This window comes from Maritimimonas sp. 2205BS37-2 (assembly GCF_056591755.1).
This window is the reverse complement of the sequence record NZ_JBWQOI010000002.1, coordinates 1,022,166-1,039,666: the sequence shown is the minus strand read 5'-3', so window position 1 is coordinate 1,039,666 and position 17,501 is coordinate 1,022,166. Positions and strand designations below refer to the sequence as shown.

Annotated in this window: 22 protein-coding genes; 8 read left to right on the top strand and 14 right to left on the bottom strand. The window is 33.0% G+C overall.

The features are described from left to right. Window positions 1-10: 10 nt before the first annotated feature. Window positions 11-1,156 (bottom strand): cystathionine gamma-synthase, encoded by a 1,146-nt coding sequence (locus tag AC1EUU_RS12075; protein WP_480201681.1) that lies wholly within the window; start codon window positions 1,154-1,156, stop codon window positions 11-13. A 147-nt stretch (window positions 1,157-1,303) separates the two neighbouring features. On the opposite strand from AC1EUU_RS12075, the gene AC1EUU_RS12070 reads away from it, so the two are divergent. Further along, window positions 1,304-1,651, top strand: coding sequence for an arsenate reductase family protein (locus AC1EUU_RS12070; protein ID WP_480201680.1), 348 nt, complete (start codon window positions 1,304-1,306; stop codon window positions 1,649-1,651). Window positions 1,652-1,698: 47 nt separating this feature from the next. Here the strand turns inward: AC1EUU_RS12070 and AC1EUU_RS12065 are convergent, their stop codons facing one another. After that, entirely contained in the window at window positions 1,699-2,301 is a 603-nt protein-coding gene (locus tag AC1EUU_RS12065) for a DUF4254 domain-containing protein (RefSeq protein WP_480201679.1), read from the bottom strand. Window positions 2,302-2,304: 3 nt separating this feature from the next. After that, window positions 2,305-3,018, bottom strand: coding sequence for a hypothetical protein (locus AC1EUU_RS12060; protein WP_480201678.1), 714 nt, complete (start codon window positions 3,016-3,018; stop codon window positions 2,305-2,307). A 100-nt stretch (window positions 3,019-3,118) separates the two neighbouring features. Between AC1EUU_RS12060 and AC1EUU_RS12055 the strand changes: the two genes are divergently transcribed. The 7 genes from AC1EUU_RS12055 (at window position 3,119) to AC1EUU_RS12025 (ending at window position 8,240) form a co-directional block, all read left to right on the top strand. Further along, window positions 3,119-3,754, top strand: a complete 636-nt coding sequence (locus AC1EUU_RS12055; protein WP_480201677.1) for a thymidine kinase — start codon at window positions 3,119-3,121, stop codon at window positions 3,752-3,754. 4 nt (window positions 3,755-3,758) lie between these two features. Then, window positions 3,759-4,865: an alanine racemase gene (gene alr, locus AC1EUU_RS12050; RefSeq protein WP_480201676.1), complete on the top strand. Its 1,107-nt coding sequence runs from the start codon at window positions 3,759-3,761 to the stop codon at window positions 4,863-4,865. 52 nt (window positions 4,866-4,917) lie between these two features. Beyond that, window positions 4,918-5,319: a large conductance mechanosensitive channel protein MscL gene (mscL, locus tag AC1EUU_RS12045; protein WP_480201675.1), complete on the top strand. Its 402-nt coding sequence runs from the start codon at window positions 4,918-4,920 to the stop codon at window positions 5,317-5,319. Between the two features lie 111 nt (window positions 5,320-5,430). After that, the gene (locus AC1EUU_RS12040; protein ID WP_480201674.1) at window positions 5,431-5,982 is read left to right on the top strand and encodes an RNA polymerase sigma factor; all 552 of its coding nucleotides are present in this window, start codon (window positions 5,431-5,433) and stop codon (window positions 5,980-5,982) included. A gap of 8 nt (window positions 5,983-5,990) precedes the next feature. Further along, window positions 5,991-6,758 (top strand): HEAT repeat domain-containing protein, encoded by a 768-nt coding sequence (locus AC1EUU_RS12035; RefSeq protein ID WP_480201673.1) that lies wholly within the window; start codon window positions 5,991-5,993, stop codon window positions 6,756-6,758. Window positions 6,759-6,776: 18 nt separating this feature from the next. Beyond that, on the top strand, window positions 6,777-7,526 hold the full coding sequence (locus AC1EUU_RS12030) for a DUF4097 family beta strand repeat-containing protein (protein ID WP_480201672.1): 750 nt from the start codon (window positions 6,777-6,779) through the stop codon (window positions 7,524-7,526). A gap of 6 nt (window positions 7,527-7,532) precedes the next feature. After that, window positions 7,533-8,240 (top strand): DUF4097 family beta strand repeat-containing protein, encoded by a 708-nt coding sequence (locus AC1EUU_RS12025; protein ID WP_480201671.1) that lies wholly within the window; start codon window positions 7,533-7,535, stop codon window positions 8,238-8,240. Window positions 8,241-8,283: 43 nt separating this feature from the next. Here the strand turns inward: AC1EUU_RS12025 and AC1EUU_RS12020 are convergent, their stop codons facing one another. From AC1EUU_RS12020 to AC1EUU_RS11970, 11 genes are all read right to left on the bottom strand, one after another. After that, a complete protein-coding gene (locus AC1EUU_RS12020) occupies window positions 8,284-8,499 on the bottom strand; it encodes a DUF6515 family protein (RefSeq protein WP_480201670.1) in 216 nt (71 codons plus the stop codon). 62 nt (window positions 8,500-8,561) lie between these two features. Then, a complete protein-coding gene (locus AC1EUU_RS12015) occupies window positions 8,562-9,119 on the bottom strand; it encodes an MOSC domain-containing protein (protein ID WP_480201669.1) in 558 nt (185 codons plus the stop codon). Beyond that, window positions 9,116-10,612, bottom strand: a complete 1,497-nt coding sequence (locus AC1EUU_RS12010) for a GH3 auxin-responsive promoter family protein (protein WP_480201668.1) — start codon at window positions 10,610-10,612, stop codon at window positions 9,116-9,118. The genes AC1EUU_RS12015 and AC1EUU_RS12010 overlap by 4 nt, the downstream gene beginning before the upstream one ends. Next, window positions 10,613-11,476: a M23 family metallopeptidase gene (locus AC1EUU_RS12005; protein WP_480201667.1), complete on the bottom strand. Its 864-nt coding sequence runs from the start codon at window positions 11,474-11,476 to the stop codon at window positions 10,613-10,615. Between the two features lie 65 nt (window positions 11,477-11,541). After that, entirely contained in the window at window positions 11,542-12,129 is a 588-nt protein-coding gene (gene nadD / locus AC1EUU_RS12000) for a nicotinate (nicotinamide) nucleotide adenylyltransferase (RefSeq protein WP_480201666.1), read from the bottom strand. A gap of 2 nt (window positions 12,130-12,131) precedes the next feature. Continuing rightward, on the bottom strand, window positions 12,132-12,746 hold the full coding sequence (gmk, locus tag AC1EUU_RS11995) for a guanylate kinase (protein WP_480201665.1): 615 nt from the start codon (window positions 12,744-12,746) through the stop codon (window positions 12,132-12,134). Window positions 12,747-12,907: 161 nt separating this feature from the next. Next, the gene (locus AC1EUU_RS11990) at window positions 12,908-13,765 is read right to left on the bottom strand and encodes a YicC/YloC family endoribonuclease (RefSeq protein WP_480201664.1); all 858 of its coding nucleotides are present in this window, start codon (window positions 13,763-13,765) and stop codon (window positions 12,908-12,910) included. A 62-nt stretch (window positions 13,766-13,827) separates the two neighbouring features. Next, window positions 13,828-14,730 (bottom strand): DMT family transporter, encoded by a 903-nt coding sequence (locus AC1EUU_RS11985; protein ID WP_480201663.1) that lies wholly within the window; start codon window positions 14,728-14,730, stop codon window positions 13,828-13,830. Between the two features lie 118 nt (window positions 14,731-14,848). Continuing rightward, window positions 14,849-15,457 (bottom strand): superoxide dismutase, encoded by a 609-nt coding sequence (locus tag AC1EUU_RS11980; RefSeq protein ID WP_480201662.1) that lies wholly within the window; start codon window positions 15,455-15,457, stop codon window positions 14,849-14,851. 302 nt (window positions 15,458-15,759) lie between these two features. Next, window positions 15,760-17,034 (bottom strand): hydroxymethylglutaryl-CoA reductase, degradative, encoded by a 1,275-nt coding sequence (locus AC1EUU_RS11975; RefSeq protein WP_480201661.1) that lies wholly within the window; start codon window positions 17,032-17,034, stop codon window positions 15,760-15,762. An 89-nt stretch (window positions 17,035-17,123) separates the two neighbouring features. Then, a complete protein-coding gene (locus tag AC1EUU_RS11970; protein WP_480201660.1) occupies window positions 17,124-17,477 on the bottom strand; it encodes a hypothetical protein in 354 nt (117 codons plus the stop codon). Window positions 17,478-17,501: the final 24 nt, after the last annotated feature.

The following is a 17,501-nucleotide window of genomic DNA, read 5'->3' as shown; positions in this document are numbered from 1 at the left end:
CTAAATTTTGCTAATTCAATGCTCTTTCTAAGTCTTTTAGAAGGTCTTCTATATCTTCTATACCTACGCTTAGACGAATTAATGAATCTGTTATTCCGATTTTTTCACGCTCTTTTTCTGGAATCGAAGCATGAGTCATTGTTACAGGGTGATTCACTAAGCTTTCTACTCCTCCTAATGATTCAGCTAAGGTGAATAACTTAAAACTTTCTAAGATTTTAAATGCAGCTTTCTGACTTTCATCTTTGAGCTTAAATGAAACCATTCCTCCAAAACCATTCATCTGTTTTTTAGCAATTTCATGATTTTTGTCAGAGGGTAGTCCTGGATAAAAAACTTCTGCAACTTTATCATGTTTTTCCAAGTATTTCGCTATTGCCATGCCATTCTCACAATGCCTTTGCATGCGTATATGTAGTGTTTTGATTCCTCGTAAAGCCAAAAAGCTATCTTGTGGTCCGGCAATTCCACCACCCGCAAATTGAATAAAGTGAAGTTTCTCTGCTAGTTCGGCATTTTTAACCATTAATGCACCCATAACCAAATCAGAATGACCTCCTAAATATTTAGTTGCTGAATGCATAACAATATCAGCTCCTAAATCTAATGGCCGTTGCAGATAAGGTGTAGCAAAAGTATTATCAACTGCAACTAAAATATCTTTACTCTTCAATTTTGTTAGCTTACTAATCTCTTCAATATCAGCTATCTTCATTAATGGATTTGTTGGTGTCTCCAACCAAATAAGCTTCGTATTATCATTAATCAGTTTTTCGACATCCGAGGCGTCTTCCATATTGATAAAATGAAATTTCAAGCCATATTTTTCGAACATTTTAGTAAACATTCTATAAGTACCTCCATATAAGTCATCCCCGGCAATAACTTCATCTCCGGGATTTAATAATTTCAATACACAATCTATAGCGGCTAAGCCAGAAGAAAAAGCAAATCCATGAGTTCCATTTTCTATTGCTGCTAAATTATTTTCTAAAGCAGTTCTTGTGGGGTTTGCAGCCCTAGAATATTCATACCCTTTATGTTTTCCTGGACTACTTTGTGCGTACGTTGATGTTTGATAAATTGGTGGCATCACTGCGCCAGTAGCTGGATCATGTTCTTGTCCTCCATGAATGGTCTTTGTATTGAATTTCATTCTAGTAAGTATTATTAATGGGTTGTTTAGACGTAAAAAATTAGCATTTTATACATGCCTTCAATTTGATGCCTAGAATTTCTGTAAAAGTATTGAATTTTGTGTTTAAAACAAGTTATTTTTATACGATATAAAGACGAGAATAAAATGAAAAAAATCTATCATTTAAAAACATGTGATACGTGTAAACGAATATTAAATCAAATTAATCTCGAAGGAGTTGTCTTACAAGAGATCAAAACAGAGCCCATTACCGTTTCTCAAGTTGAAGAAATGCATGTTTTAGCTGGAAATTACGAAGCCCTGTTTAGTAAGCGAGCAAAAAAATATAAAGAGATGGATTTAAAAAACCAAAACTTAACCGAAAAAGACTATAAACAGTTAATTTTAGACGAGTATACTTTTTTAAAACGACCAGTAGCAATTATAGATGATGAGATATTTATTGGGAATTCCAAAAAAGCAATAGAGTCTTTAAGTGAAAAATTATCTTAAGCAATCTCAAGGGCTCATAAATAACCTTTGAGATTACCATAACATTATCATTTTTTACTATATAACATAGGGTTTAACTCATCATCATTATACATCTTCATTTGCTTATAAACCTTCATGTATTTTTTACCAAAAGAAATATCTTGTAGAAGATTATCTATGGCAGAAGACAGGTCATTTCGTTGCTCCAAAAGAACATTCAATTTTTGCTGACATTGTTGGCGATGATTTTCTGAAGCAGATTCTCTGGTTGCCTCTTCGTTCATATGATAAATTTTCAATGCTAATATAGATAAGCGATCTATTGCCCAAGCTGGGCTTTCCGTATTTATACTTGCATCAGGAAGCACAGACACGCCCTTGTACTTATCTAAATAATAGCTATCAATGTATTCTACCATGTCTGTTCTATCTTGATTAGAAGCATCAATTTTACGTTTTAGCGTTAAAGCTTCTATTGGATCAATATCGGGTAAACGAATAATATCTTCGTAATGCCATTGTACTGTATCAATCCAACACTTACGATATAATAAATGTTCTAATTTATCAGATGTATATGGATTATTGAATTCTTGATCAACTGTATCAACAATATGGTAATTTTTAATTACCGAATCAAATAGTCTATTAAAATCGTTCGATTTCATGTATTAAGTAAATTTACGTTCAATTAAAGCTAAGAATCTTTCTTCATATTCTTCTTTGTTTGACCAATCATAATCTGGTTTAACCATAGTGATTAAAAATTCCTTTGCTTCTTTTTCTGTTTTAAAGGTATTTAGTTGAGATAAGACCCTGTTGAACTCAGATTGATTAAAGTTAAATAAGTTATTTACAAAAGCGATTCGATCATTTAAACCAACCGCTATACTTTTATTAACTAATTTATCATTTAGCGTTTTCTTTGTTGAAGCTTGATTCTCGTCATCATCAAAAAGTGTTGCTGTTTTATCAGCTGAAATAGCATCTTTAAATTCTTCTTTAGAACTGATCTGATTTGCTTTTAACCCTTGCAAATCTATTTTAACCGATTCGAATTTAGGTTCAAACACCGTCTCTTCCTCCTTCGCAGACTTGATAGTTTCTTGTTGTTGTATCAAGCCACCCTTTTTTATTTTTGTTTCCTCTTTAACAACTTCAGAAGATTTTATCTTTAGGGTTTTATCTATTTTTTTAAGAATTTCTTCTTTGGAGCTGGTAAGCTGTGGCGTCGTTTCAACATATTCATCTACATAAGCTAAAACAGCTAATTTCTCATAAACTTCTCTTGCCTTATCGCGCAAAGCGGCAGCCTCATCCTTATTTTTCATTTGCAAAATACTATGCGCTAAGCTTACTAATTCTGCTTCTAATTTTTTGTGCATAAATTGAAGTATTAAATTAAAAAAGGACTACTATTTTTAATACATTTGCTTTCAATACAAAAACAGTATAGTTAACCTTTTCAACGCCGAAAATTACAAAATGTTTCTTGAAAATACAGTAAATCACGCAGAACAATTTGGTTGGATAGAAGTAATTTGCGGTTCAATGTTCTCAGGTAAAACCGAAGAGCTTATTAGGAGATTAAAGCGCGCGCAATTTGCGAAGCAAAAAGTAGAGATTTTTAAACCCGCTGTAGATATACGTTACGACGATGAAAAAGTAGTTTCTCATGATTCGAATGAGATACGCTCTACCCCGGTTCCTGCTGCAGCTAATATTCGAATTTTAGCAAATGATGTGGATGTTGTTGGTATTGATGAAGCTCAGTTTTTTGATGACGAAATTGTTGCTGTTTGTAATGACCTTGCTAATAGAGGTATTCGTGTAATTGCTGCTGGATTGGATATGGATTTCAAAGGAAATCCTTTTGGCCCAATGCCTGCTCTAATGGCTACTGCCGAATATGTCACTAAGGTGCATGCTGTTTGCACTAAAACCGGAAATCTTGCTCACTATAGCCATCGAAAAGTAAAAAATGATGATGTGGTTTTTTTAGGAGAAACCGAAGAGTATGAACCTTTAAGCAGAGCAGCTTATTATAAGGTTATGCTTCAAGAAAAAGTGCAACAGTTAGAGGTGAATGATCCAGAGGAAATTTCACCCCGAGAAAAATAAATTTATGTCTAAAGCTCAAGAAACTATTTTAGAAATAGATCTCAAGGCTCTTGAGCATAACTATCATTTTTTAAGATCAAAAATTAAATCTAGTACTCGGTTTTTAGCTGTTGTTAAAGCTTTTGGCTATGGTAGTAATGCCATTTTAGTTACTAAGCATTTAGAAAAATTAGGTGTAGATTATTTCGCGGTGGCTTATGTTAATGAGGGGGTAGCTTTAAGAAATGCTGGAGTTGCATCCCCTATTTTGGTCTTACACCCACAACCAATTAATTTCAACCTTCTAATTGAGAAATCTCTTGAACCCAGCTTGTACAACACAAGAGTATTAAATGCTTTTTTAGAAATTGCTCAAAAACAACATCTTGAACGTTATCCTATTCACATAAAGTTCAATACTGGTTTAAATCGCCTAGGATTTTGGGAAAATGACTTTGATTATATCATAGATAAATTAAAAAACTCTTCCTCCTTGAAAGTGGAGTCAATATTCTCTCATTTGGCTGCCAGTGAAGATTTAACCGAAAAAGAATTCACTCTTAATCAAATCAATAATTTTAAAAAAATCTCGGTTCAATTTCAAAAAGAAATAGGCTATAAACCTTTACTGCATCAATTAAATACTTCTGGCGTGCTAAATTATGCTAAGGAAGCACAGTTTGATATGGTTCGTTGCGGAATAGGTCTATATGGATTTGGTAATGAGAAAAAGTTTACTTCCCAATTACAAAATGTTTTTAGCTTAAAATCTATTATCTCTCAAATTCATAGGATTGAACCAAATGAAAGTGTTGGCTATAATCGTGCCTTTAAGGCAAAGAATTATATGAAAACGGCAACGATTCCATTAGGCCATGCTGATGGCATTCACAGAAGTTTAGGTAATGGGAAAAGTTACGTTAAAATTAATGGTAAAAAAGCCCCTTTAATTGGAAATGTATGCATGGATATGATTATGGTAAATATTACCGATATTGATTGTAATGAAGGTGATGAAGTGATTATTTTTGACTCACAAAAAACGATCAATGAGTTTGCAAAAAATGCAAATACTATTTCGTATGAATTACTTACCGCCATATCTCAACGCGTAAAAAGAGTGATAAAATAGTTGGAGTAATTTTGTTATATTGCGCTTATTATTAACCAAATAAACGAAAAACATGTTAAAAGAATTTAAAGATTTTATTATGACGGGCAATGTAATTGACTTTGCCGTTGCCGTTATTATGGCTGGTGCTGTTGGCTTAGTTGTTAACGGGTTTGTTAATGACATTGTAATGCCAATAGTAGGTCAGTTTGCTGGTGGAATGGACTTTGCAAGCCTTAAATACGTACTAACCCCTACTTCTGGAATAGAAGGAGAGGAAGGGTATGTAGCAGAGAATGCGATTCGCTACGGAGCATGGATAAATACTTTAGTAAACTTACTCATTGTAGGGTTTGTAATGTTTTTAATTGTAAAGGCATACAATAAAACTAAAAAACCTGCTGAACCAGAAGCTCCTTCTGGGCCATCTGACAATGAGCTTTTAACGGAGATTAGAGATTTATTAAAGAAATAATAATCTTTTTTCAATTACAAAATTTAAGCCTCGCAAAATTTGCGAGGTTTTTTTATTTTTAAATGTAACCTTTTCAAAAATGTCTGGTATTAAATACAGAAACTAACCAAAATGACCAATAGTTTGAATCATTTAACCGATGAGGAATTAATGCAAAAAGTATCTAAAGGAAACTTAGATCTTATGACCGTTTTGTTTGACAGGTATCATGTGCGCATATTTAATTATTTCAATAAAATGGTCCAAAATAAAATGGTAAGTGAAGACCTAACGCAAGATGTTTTTGTAAAAATTTTAAAATACAGGACTTCTTATAAGAATGGAAATTTTGCTTCCTGGGTTTTCACTACCGCGAGAAATATTTTTTCTAGCTATTATCAAAAGTTAAAAAAAGAGCGTGAAAATTTGGCTGAAGCTAATGAATTTAAAGATAAAGGAGAACTAATTGATGAAGGTAATAGCGAAGAACTAAGTCATTTACAAAAAGCGTTGTCACACCTGAATCATTCAGATCGAGAATTGATCATTATGAATCGCTTTCAAGAAATAAAATACCAACAAATTGCAGAAATTATTGGTAGTAACGAAAATGCAGTTAAAGTGAAAACCCATAGAGCATTAAAAAAATTAAAAGACATTTATTTTAAAACTGCTCCTAATTAAAAAGTAAAATGGATTGTAATACTATTAAAGATTGCCTAGTTGATTTTATTGAAAATAAATTAACTGAAGAACAGTATTCGCAAGTTGCTGCGCATATTGAAAAATGTGAATCTTGTGAAAACGAACTGGCCGAAATGAAAGCGTTTTTGGATGTTTTAAAAGAAGAACCGATCGAAACTCCATCTGAACGTTTAAAAATGAGTTTTGAACAAGCTCTTTTAGATGAGAAGCATCAACAGACTAAAGTTGTCTCACTAAAAAACAGATATAATTACAAAACATTTTTAAAGTATGCTGCCGGATTCGCTTTATTAATTAGCACATTCTTCTTCGGTCGTTATCAACAATCTCAACAAGTTGCCAAATTGAAAGAAGATGGTTTACATGTTAAGCAAAAAACTATGCTTACTCTTATGGAAAACCAATCCGCCAGCAAAAGAATAAAAGGGGTTCAATATATCGAGGAATTTTCTAATCCAGATCCTGAAATAGTAGATGCATTGGTCAAAAGAATGCTTTATGATGAAAATACAAATGTGCGTTTAACCGCAGTGAATGCATTGGAAGTTTTCATCGCTTCAGAGACCGTTAAAGATGGGTTTATCAAAGCCTTAGAAACGGAAAAAGACCCTACAATACAGATAAATATCATTAAAACATTAGTGAAAATTCAAGAAAAAAAAGCATTAAAACCAATGCAAAAATTACTTGAACAAGACGAAACTCAATCATTTGTTAAAGATGAAATTAAAACAGTATTAACGAATATCATATAAATTAAAAAACGAATAGTTATGCAAAAAATTAAATTCTTTTATTTGGCTTTTCTTTTAGCCTTTGCAGTAAATGCTCAAGAATATACACATTCATTAGACGGTGTGCAGTGGGTAAAAATAGAGTCTAAAGCAGACGTTACCGTAAAAACACACAATAAGAGTCAGCTATTAATTAAATCTGATAGCCATTCTGAGGTGCCAAGAAGGGCAAAAGGGTTAAAACTGATTGGTGAAAGCGGTACTGATAATACAGATGTAGGATTTTATGTTGTTAAGGAAGGAAACAACTTAATTGTTAAAAACCTTAGAAAATCTCAGCATTCTGAAATTTATTTACCTGCTTCTCAAAATATTTCAGTAATTACCAATGGGCATGGCGATATTGAAATCGACGGTTTTTTAGCTGAAATTGAGGCCACCGCCAAGTTAAATGGAGGAATCGCTATTAAAAATGTTAGTGGGCCATTAACAGCCAATACACTAAATGGAACTATTGAAGTTACTTTCAACAAGGTTACACAAGACTCTCCTATTACAATCTTTTCTACTAATGGCGCTTTAGATATCGCCTTACCGGGGCAAACTCCTGCAGATGTTGCCTTAGGCACCATTAATGGTGAAATCTATACTAACTTCGATTTGAGATTGCCCGATAAGGATGGTTTACGCGCCATTGCTTCAAAAAAAGTTAGTGGTTTAATCAATAATGGGGGCGTAAATATTCAACTTAAAACCACAAACGGAAACATTTATTTAAGAAAAAAATAAAAAGTCATGAAAAATATACTAGCACTATTATTTATACTAACCATTGGTTTTGTACAAGCACAAAAAATAATTGAAAAGAATATTGACTATAACAATCAATATATCGATGTGGAAGTTAAATTCGCTTCAGAGATTGAGGTAAAAACATGGGATAAATCTACTATTTATTTTAAAGCAGATGTTTATACCTTGGATGGTAAATATTTAGACCTTTATGAAATCGATATTAATAAAAATAGTTCTACAATAAGTATAGAATCTGATACAGAAACTATTTTAAAAAAGTTCTGGGAAGATCGTAAAAAAAGTTCTGGTAAAAAAAGGTACTCTTATAACTCAATAGATTGGTATGAATTTAATTATACGTTGTATATTCCGAAAAATGCAAAATTTAGAGTAAGTAGTATCAACGGTAGTCTAAAATCAGATCTAATTGAAGGAAGCTTCACTGCTGATTTGATTAATGGCGATATTGAAATTGCGAAATATTCAGGTAATTTAGACTTAAAAACCATTAATGGTGAAATAGATCTCAAAATGATTAATGCGGATCTAGTAGCCGAAACTATTCATGGCGATATTTATGCCGATGAAAAGTTGAAGTTCACTTCTAAAAATCGTCATGTAGGTCAGAAAATATATGGTAGAACATCTACTGGTAAAAATAGACTACGATTAAACACGATTAACGGAAACATGTACCTAAGGCTTTAAACTATACACGTAAAAAAACCCAAGTTAAAAACTTGGGTTTTTTTTATACTTTAACTATCACATAACCTCTTCGTGTTTTTTTGTAATATCTACCATTCCAGGTATAATATCTTTTCCCTTTTATTACAACTACTTTATGGTATCTTGGTGCCTTTTTAACAACGACCGTGTGATTATGAGCTGGCCTTGTGTGTACAACACAAGAACTACCTAGTAATAACATGGCACAACCAACTAAAATTATTAATAACTTTTTCATTTTTCCAGATTTTTATTTTTCTCTTTGACTGGTTAAAACAAAAAAGGTTTAAAAAAGTAAGGTTATTTTCCTTTTTGAATTCTTTTAGCGGTGTAAGCTTGAGCTATTGTAGCATTCTCCGGTTTATTTTCAAGAAGAACAAGCTCATCTCCCACTTTTACGTTCCCTGTATGTAGAATTTTAAAATAAATCCCACTTTTTGTAGAATGCCAAAAATCTTTCACAATTTTTTGATTATTAAAGCGAAGTCCTAGTTTCATACAAGGCTGACGGGGTTTGGTTACTTCAATTTTAGTTTCTCCTAATTGGTAAATCGAACCAACATGAATTTTGGTTTCATCAAAATCAGAAATAGTAATGTTTTCACCAAACATGCCATATTTCCAGTCTTGACTTGGATAAAGTTCTTTCCAATAGCTATAATGTTGTTCTCCATAAACATAAACCGCTTGCTCTATCCCGCCATGATGAATTCTGTTTTCAATCTTATCACCACGAACATTCTCCGTGTCCAAAAAAATTGGATGGTCTACCGGATATTTAAAAATACCTGTTTCAATGGTCTTTTTTCTCCATTGCACTTTGGTAAGTGCTCCTATATTTACTGAAATGACCTTCATTCAACTAAAAAATTTTGTAAAACATTAGCGATTTTGCGATTGTCAGATAATTGCGGAATTTTATTTTGTCCTCCAAATTTACCAATAGACTTCATATATTCATGAAATCCACCTTTTTTTATTTTACTTATAACCAACGGACGTAAAATTTTTCCTTCAATTAAGTCAAAATAATAAATATTCTGCTCTTGCATGGATTTATCTATTTTTTTGGCAAATTCATCTAAGTCTTCTGGCTCTGTTTCAAATTCTATGAACCATTCATGATATGGTAATCCTTCTTCAGGGTTTACTTGTGGAGCAACCGTAAACTCGCTTACATGAGCATTAGAAAGGCGTATCGCTTCATTGAGAGCTTTTTCAACTTCTTTACCAATTACATGTTCACCAAAAGCCGAGATATAATGTTTTATACGCCCAGTAACCTTAATACGATAGGGCTTTACTGATGTAAATTCGATGGTATCGCCAATATTATATCCCCATAATCCGGCATTGGTATTTAAAATGATTACATAATTAACTCCAAGCGTTACATCTTTTAAAGAAACTCTGGTTGGATTATCACTAAAAAACTCATCTGCTGGAATAAATTCATAGAAAATACCGCTTTTTAACTGTAAAAGCATTCCTTTCTCTTGTTGACTATCTTGAAACGCAATAAATCCTTCTGAAGCCGGATATAATTCAACATAATCAATTTTTTTGCCTATTAAGGATTCAAATTTTGCCTTGTATGGCTCAAAATTAACTCCTCCATACACGAAGAAATCAAAATTGGGGAAAATCTCGCTGATCGACTCTCCTGTTTTCGCAATTAGTTTTTCAAAATACATCTGCACCCAAGATGGTATACCACTTATAATGGTCATGTTTTCCGTTAATGTTTCCTCAACAATTTTATCAACTTTAGTATCCCAATCTTCAATGCAATTCGTTTCCCAGCTCGGTAAGCGATTTTTTTGTAGATATTTTGGTACATAATGCGCTACGATTCCACTCAATCTTCCTAATTTAATTCCGTTCTTTTCTTCTAAAACCGGGCTTCCTTGTAAAAAAATCATTTTGCCATCTACAAAGTCTGCATTATTCTTGTCAGCAATATACATTAACAAGGCATTTCGAGCAGCCTTGATATGAGTGGGCATTGATTCTTTAGTAATTGGTATGTATTTTGCTCCCGATGTAGTTCCTGAAGTTTTTGCAAAATAAAGCGGTTTACCTTTCCAAAGAACATTTTCTTCACCACTGACCATTCTATCAACATATGGCTTTAATCCTTCATAATCATTAATTGGAACTCTTACTTTAAAGTCTTCATAGGTTTTGATCGAGGCAAATTCATGGTCTTTACCAAAAGCTGTGTTCTTCGCATGTGAAATTAGCTTAGAGAAGACTTTCTCTTGAGTTTTTATTGGGTTATTGGCCCATTTATAAATACGTTTTCTTACACGTTTGGCAAAAGGAACTGCAAAAACTGATTTTACACTCATTTATTCAAAATCTATATAATTCATTGGGTTTACGGGATAACCGTCATTCCATAATTCAAAATGCAGGTGAGGGCCGGTAGTAAGTGTTCCGGTAGAGCCTGCATCTGCTATTACTTCCCCTGATTTAACTAAATCTCCTTGTTCTTTATGTAATGCTGAATTGTGCTTATAAACAGTGATAAAGTTCTTAGCGTGTTCTAAAATGATTACGAAACCCGTTTCTGCGGTGAATCCGGTGAAAATTACGGTGCCATCTGCAGCCGCTTTCACCGGTGTATTTTGAGTAACGGCAACATCAACCGCAAAATGCTTTTCTTTTGGGTTATACTTATCTGTAACCTGCCCTTTTACCGGTGTGAAAAATACTAAATCTGCCTTTCGAGTTGCTTTTTCGAATACGCTATATCGATCTTCGCGCTCAACTTCTTGCCTAAAGATTGAATCTTCAACCGATGGGGCAAGATTTGCATCTTCAATGCGCAATTGCTCCATAATAGAGTCTTTATTAACATTTACATCTTTTATTTTACCCGTTAAAACTTCACGAATGTTTTCAATATATATGTCATTAACCGCCAACTCTTGTTCTAAAGAATCTACCTTATAAACTAAATCTGTAGCTTGTTTTTTTAGTTTGGATGACGAATAACCAGGTATGTATTCTCTTAATGGGGTAAAAGCAATCAAAATAGCGGTTAAACCAACTAATAGAATAGCACTTATTCCTGTTAAAACAAAGACATTCAGTCGGTTTAACTTAAACGAAAACCGTTCTTCAAACGTATCTTCGTTTAGCACTACTAACCGATATTTAAAGGTGAGTTTTTCTTTAAATTTATTCTTATTTTTCTTCTTTATTGCCATAAGTCGAATAGCAAATATACAACGGATATTTGAGTTAAAATTGTGACAAAAATCCTATAAAAAAGTTAATTTTTATAGAAGTTCATTTCATCAATATATTGCCAAACATTACAGGGCAATAGTGGTTTAATATTTTTTTTGTCTTTAATGGCTTTTCGGATAAACGTGGCAGAAATTTCCATAATAGGAGCATCAACTTTGTGTACTTTGGGGTGCGTATCAAATTGCGTCTCTGCTACTCGCCCATTGTAAATACGAGGATACACATAAACATCATGATGCTTCAGAATTGTTTCATAATTCTTCCATTTATGAAATGACTTTAAATTATCCTCTCCCATGATTAAATGAAAGCTACCATTGGAGTATCTTTCTGTTATATGTGCCAACGTATTTACTGTATAATTGGGCTGAGGCAATTTAAACTCAATGTTTGAAGCTTTAAGTTTAGGGTAATCTTCTACAGCAATTTGAGTTAATTGATAACGGTGATTGTCATCTAAAAGTGATGCTTTTTTCTTAAATGGACTATGTGGTGTAACTATAAACCATACTTCATCAAGATTTGAAAACTCAACCATATGGTTAGCGATTGCCAAATGGCCAACATGTATGGGGTTAAAAGTGCCAAAATAGAGTCCAATATTCTTCATTATTATAATTCTTTCCCTTTTTTGTTTTCTATGGGTTTTTGAACTTCAACAAAATCAGCTACAAGTTCTTCAGCTTCCTTTAACGCTACCTCTAAGTCGTAATTCTTAATTATATTATCAAACTGAGGTGCCGTAGCCATTTCAACCGAAGCTTTAGCTACTCGCATATTAATTTTATCTTCACTCTCTGTGCTCCGCTTTTTGAGCCTTATTTTTAATTCGTCTACACTTGGAGGCTTAACAAAAACCGCTAAAGTCTCTTCAGGAAATTTCTTCTTAATACGTAAACCACCAACCACATCTATATCAAATATTACATGCTTGCCTTGCGCCCAAATACGCTCCACTTCACTTTTTAAAGTTCCATAAAAATTATCTCGATAGACTTCTTCCCATTCTAAAAACTCATCATTTTTAATTTTGTCTTTAAACGTTCTTGCCGAAATAAAATAATAATCTTTCCCTTCTTTTTCCTTCCCTCGTTTTTCTCGTGACGTGGCCGAGATAGAAAATTCTAAATTCAAGTAATCAAGCCCTAGTAGGTGCCTTACGATTGTTGTTTTTCCTGAACCTGAAGGCGCTGAAAAAACGATCAATTTTCCTTTATGTTTAGTCAATGTTTTTATTTAATTTATGTTTTTGTTAAAAAATACGAACCAGTTGTATTTTATTTTCATTTAAAGCTGTAATATTTTAAACATCAGTAACTTATATACTATTAAATACTAGATAGTATGTTTTAAACTAGTAGATATTGCTTAAAAATTGTGGTTTTAATCTATAAAACGTTTAATAATTGTTCTTTTATCTTTTCTAGCTCGTCCTTCATTTGCACAACTATTTTTTGCATTGGGGCATAATTAGATTTTGAACCTGTTGTGTTAATTTCCCTTCCAATTTCCTGAGTTATAAAGCCTAATTTTTTACCGTTTGAGATCTTTCCGTTGAGCTCTTCGAGAAAATACTCTAAGTGGTTCTTCAAGCGAACTTTTTCTTCGGTAATATCTAATTTTTCTAAGTAATAGATCAATTCTTGCTCAAAACGGTTTTGATCTATATCTTCTTTAAGCTCATCTACCGCTTTTTGCAGTCTTTGTCTTACATATGATAGGCGTTCTTCATCCAAATCAATTACTTCTTCAGAGAGTTTTTGAATTGTTTGAATCCTAATTTTAAAGTCATCCTCTAACGTTTTGCCTTCATCTTTACGATAGTGCTTAAGTTTCTCTACTGTAGTACTGATTCCGTCTGAAATTACCTCCCACTCTTTAGCATCTAGTTCCTCTCGTTCTGTTTTTAATGCATCTGGTAATCGCATTGCTATTTCTAGCGTGTTTTCTGGACTCGTAACAGCAATTCCTCTTAGTTGGTCTATATAGCTATTAACAACCTCTTTATTTATCTTGGTAGTTGTTTCTTCTCCTGTAATTTCAATATAAATAGATAGTTCTACCTTGCCTCTTACCAGTTCTTTTGATAATAATTTACGAATATCCAATTCTTTTTCTTTATAAATCGTTGGTATTCGAACGTTTAGATCCAGATTTTTACTATTGAGTGACTTGACTTCTATAGTTACTTTTTTCTGGGGTAATTGTACTATGGTTTTACCATAGCCTGTCATCGATTGAATCATAAAATATTATAAAAATTAGGCTAATTTAATCAAATTATCATTTGTAAATTTTCACGAATTAGTTAAGCCTTATTTAGTTCTTTTTTTGCATTACTCTTAGTAACAAGATAAACACCTAAAAAAATCAATAATGCTGCAATAATTTTTACGCTATTTAAACTGTCTTTTTTCATTAATAAAGCGTAACTAGAGGCTAAAAGTGGTTGCAAATATATAAAAGCACTCAACGTGGTTGGACGCAATCTTGTAAGGGCAAAAAGATTTAACAAATATGCAAAAAAGGTAGTAAAAACTATTACATAGCCAATGTTAAAGTATATGCCATTTGGAATCTCATTCCATGTAATTTCTTGCATTTCGGCAAAACCAAACGGAAGCACTAAGATTAGACCAAACAGATATAACCACTTAATAAGTGTAATCGCATTGTACTTTTGTGTTAGTTTTTTAACAATAATTAAGTACAGACCATACGACGTTGCGTTTACAAAAATTAGAGAGTTTCCTAATAATGGATCATCTCCTTTTATTGAGCTTTTACCGTAAACAATTAATAATATGGCTCCCGCTAAACCTACTATAATCCCTAATACTTTAACAAAAGTTATTTTTTCTTTAAGGATAATGGCAGAAAGCACCAACACCAAAATTGGAGTATTCACCATAATTACCGAAGCATTAATTGGGCTAGTTAAGCTTAGTCCTTTAAAAAAAGCAAGCATATTGATACATACTCCAAAAAGTGCTGCTAGAAAGATTCTTCCAAAATCTGATGTGTCTACTTTTTGTTTTTGCGTAAATAAGCTTAGCGCCCAAAATAATAACGCAGCGCCCAAAACGCGTAATAAAATAAATCCATAAGGCTTAATATAGATTGGCATTACGTCTTTGGCTATTGTGTAATTAACACCATAAATAATAGCAACTATAAATGCGGCCAATAATGCAATAGATTTACCCTTCATTAGATTTAGTTAAAAGAAAAATTGCCTGAAATGAATTTTTCAGGCAGTTTTCATTTGTTTCCTTTAATTAGGAAAGCATATTTGTAATAGCCCTTCGACGGTGCTCAGGGCGACATTTTTACTTAGATTCAGCGTATCGACGCTCTACTTCATTCCAGTTAATTACATTAAAAAATGCTTGAATATAATCTGGTCTTCTGTTTTGGTAATTTAAATAATAAGCATGCTCCCAAACATCAATTCCTAAAATTGGTGTTCCGCCACAACCAACCTCGGGCATTAATGGATTATCTTGATTTGGTGTTGCACATACTTCAACTTTTCCTCCTTTATGAACACATAACCATGCCCAGCCAGAGCCGAACTGCGTAGCCGCTGCCTTAGCAAAGGCGTCTTTAAAGGCATCTACCGAACCAAAGGCACTTTCAATAGCGTCTTTTAGCTCTCCAGACAAATATCCTTTACCTTCTGGGTTCATAACACTCCAAAATAAACTGTGATTGTAAAAACCGCCGCCATTATTACGAACGGTTCCATTGCTCATATCTAAATTCCCTAAAATATCTTCTATTGATTTTCCGTCAAGGTCTGTTCCTTCAACAGCAGCATTTAACTTATTCGTATAGCCGGCGTGATGTTTAGAATGGTGAATTTCCATTGTTCGAGCATCTATATTTGGTTCTAAAGCATCATATGCGTAGCCTAATTCTGGTAATTGAAAAGCCATATTTTTATATTTTTAATGATTAAACTTCTTTTGATTTCCTTTTTTATAAGAAGGAGACCAAAGATAAAAACTTTACTGCTAAAAGCCTATGTGCCGAGATAGAATGTTTTTATGAAATAATAGTATCAAATTATACATTAAAAAGATTAGCAATAAATAAAATTGTAATGATGTAACCGGTAATTAAATTTCTTGCGGAAAATTCTTTAGATTCAAAAGTTTATATTCTTTTTTGCTTACAGATAAAAGCCAAAAGAAATAGCTCCGCATATTCTAGTTAAAACCATACATGACCCTAGTGATTAGGCATTCGATTTAATTTTTTCAAATGCTTCTACTACTGCATTATGAGTTACAGGTCTTTTCTTAAAATATTCGATTAATCGTTGTTTTTCTTCATCATTTGCTCCTAGTTGATTTAGAATATTCTGCAAATGCATTTTCATATGCCCTTCTTGAATACCTGTGGTTACCAACGCTCTTAATGCTGCAAAGTTTTGTGCTAATCCTACTGCAGCAGTAATTTGCATTAATTGCCTTGCTGAAGGTTTTTGCAGCATTTCAAGAGACAATCTTGCTAAGGGATGTAATGATGTAAGACCCCCAACTGTACCCAGAGCTAGTGGAATTTCAATCCAGAATTTAAAAATGCCTTTATCGATTGTGCAATGTGTTAAACTTCTATATTGGCCATCTCGAGATGCAAATGCATGTACTCCAGCCTCTACTGCTCTAAAGTCATTGCCTGTAGCTAACACAACGGCATCAATACCATTCATTATTCCTTTGTTGTGTGTTACTGCTCGATAAGGTTCTACTTTCGCTATTTGAACGGCCTGATGAAATTTTCTTGCAAATTCATCATGATTTTCACCTAATTCTTCAATACTGCAACTAACTTCCGCTCTTACCAAGCACTCAGGAACATAATTTGATAAGATGCTCATTACAATTTCTACATCATTTTTCTTAAATGTTTTTGCGATGGCCTCTAAGCATGAATTAATAAAATTAGCGCCCATACTATCTTTAGTTTCAAAGGCAACATGAAGCTGGTAATAATTATCTAATTTGTCTGTTTTATCTTTTAATTCAATATCTAAAATTCCTCCACCTCGTTTACGCATGTTTTTAGTAATGGCTTCCGTTGCTTCTAACAATTGTGGCTTAATTTGACTAAAGTATTCTTTTAATTCATCAATATTCCCACTATACATAAAATGCACTTGGCCAATTTTAGTTGTAGAGATAACCTGCGTTTTAAACCCTCCCCTGATACTCCAAAATTTAGCTACTAATGAGGCGGCAGCCACTACTGAGCTTTCTTCAACAGCCATTGGAATAACGTACTCTTCACCATTAATAATGAAATTTGGTGCTACGCCATAGGGTAAATAAAAATTAGAGATTGTATTTTCTATAAATTCGTCATGCAGTTGCTGTAATTGCTCATCTTTATTCCAATATTTCTTTAGCGTTTTTTTTGCGGTTTCAGCATTGGTAAAAAATGTTTTGGCCAGCCAATTGATTTTTTCCTTTTTGGTGAATTTTGAAAATCCTGCAATCGTTTTAGTCATTAAAACTGCGGTTAAGGTTAGATAAGCAAAGATACTAAATTAGAGGTTTTGCTATAACAATCTCGGGGTGTTAACTAAGTGGGGTATGCTTAGATCACCTCTTTTTCCAAGAAGTAGTTTACAATGGCCTCTTTCATCATAATACTCTGTTCTCCGGGTTTTAAGAATGGTAGCTCTTCTTTAACCTTATAATGTGGCCATCCATCTTCATCAAAAAAATCAAACTCATAATAACCCAGAGGTTCTAAAAGACGACAGATTGCTATGTGCATAAGATTCACTTTTTCGTCTTTTTTAAATTTCCGATACCCTTGCCCTAATTCCTGAATGCCAATTAGATAAATTATTCCATCAACATCTAATTCATCTCCATCTGCAAAACGATCTGATAAAATTGACTTTAAATTTTCCCATCGTTCTTTTAATTGCTCATCTCTGGTCATATTCAAAATTTGAAACAACAAAGT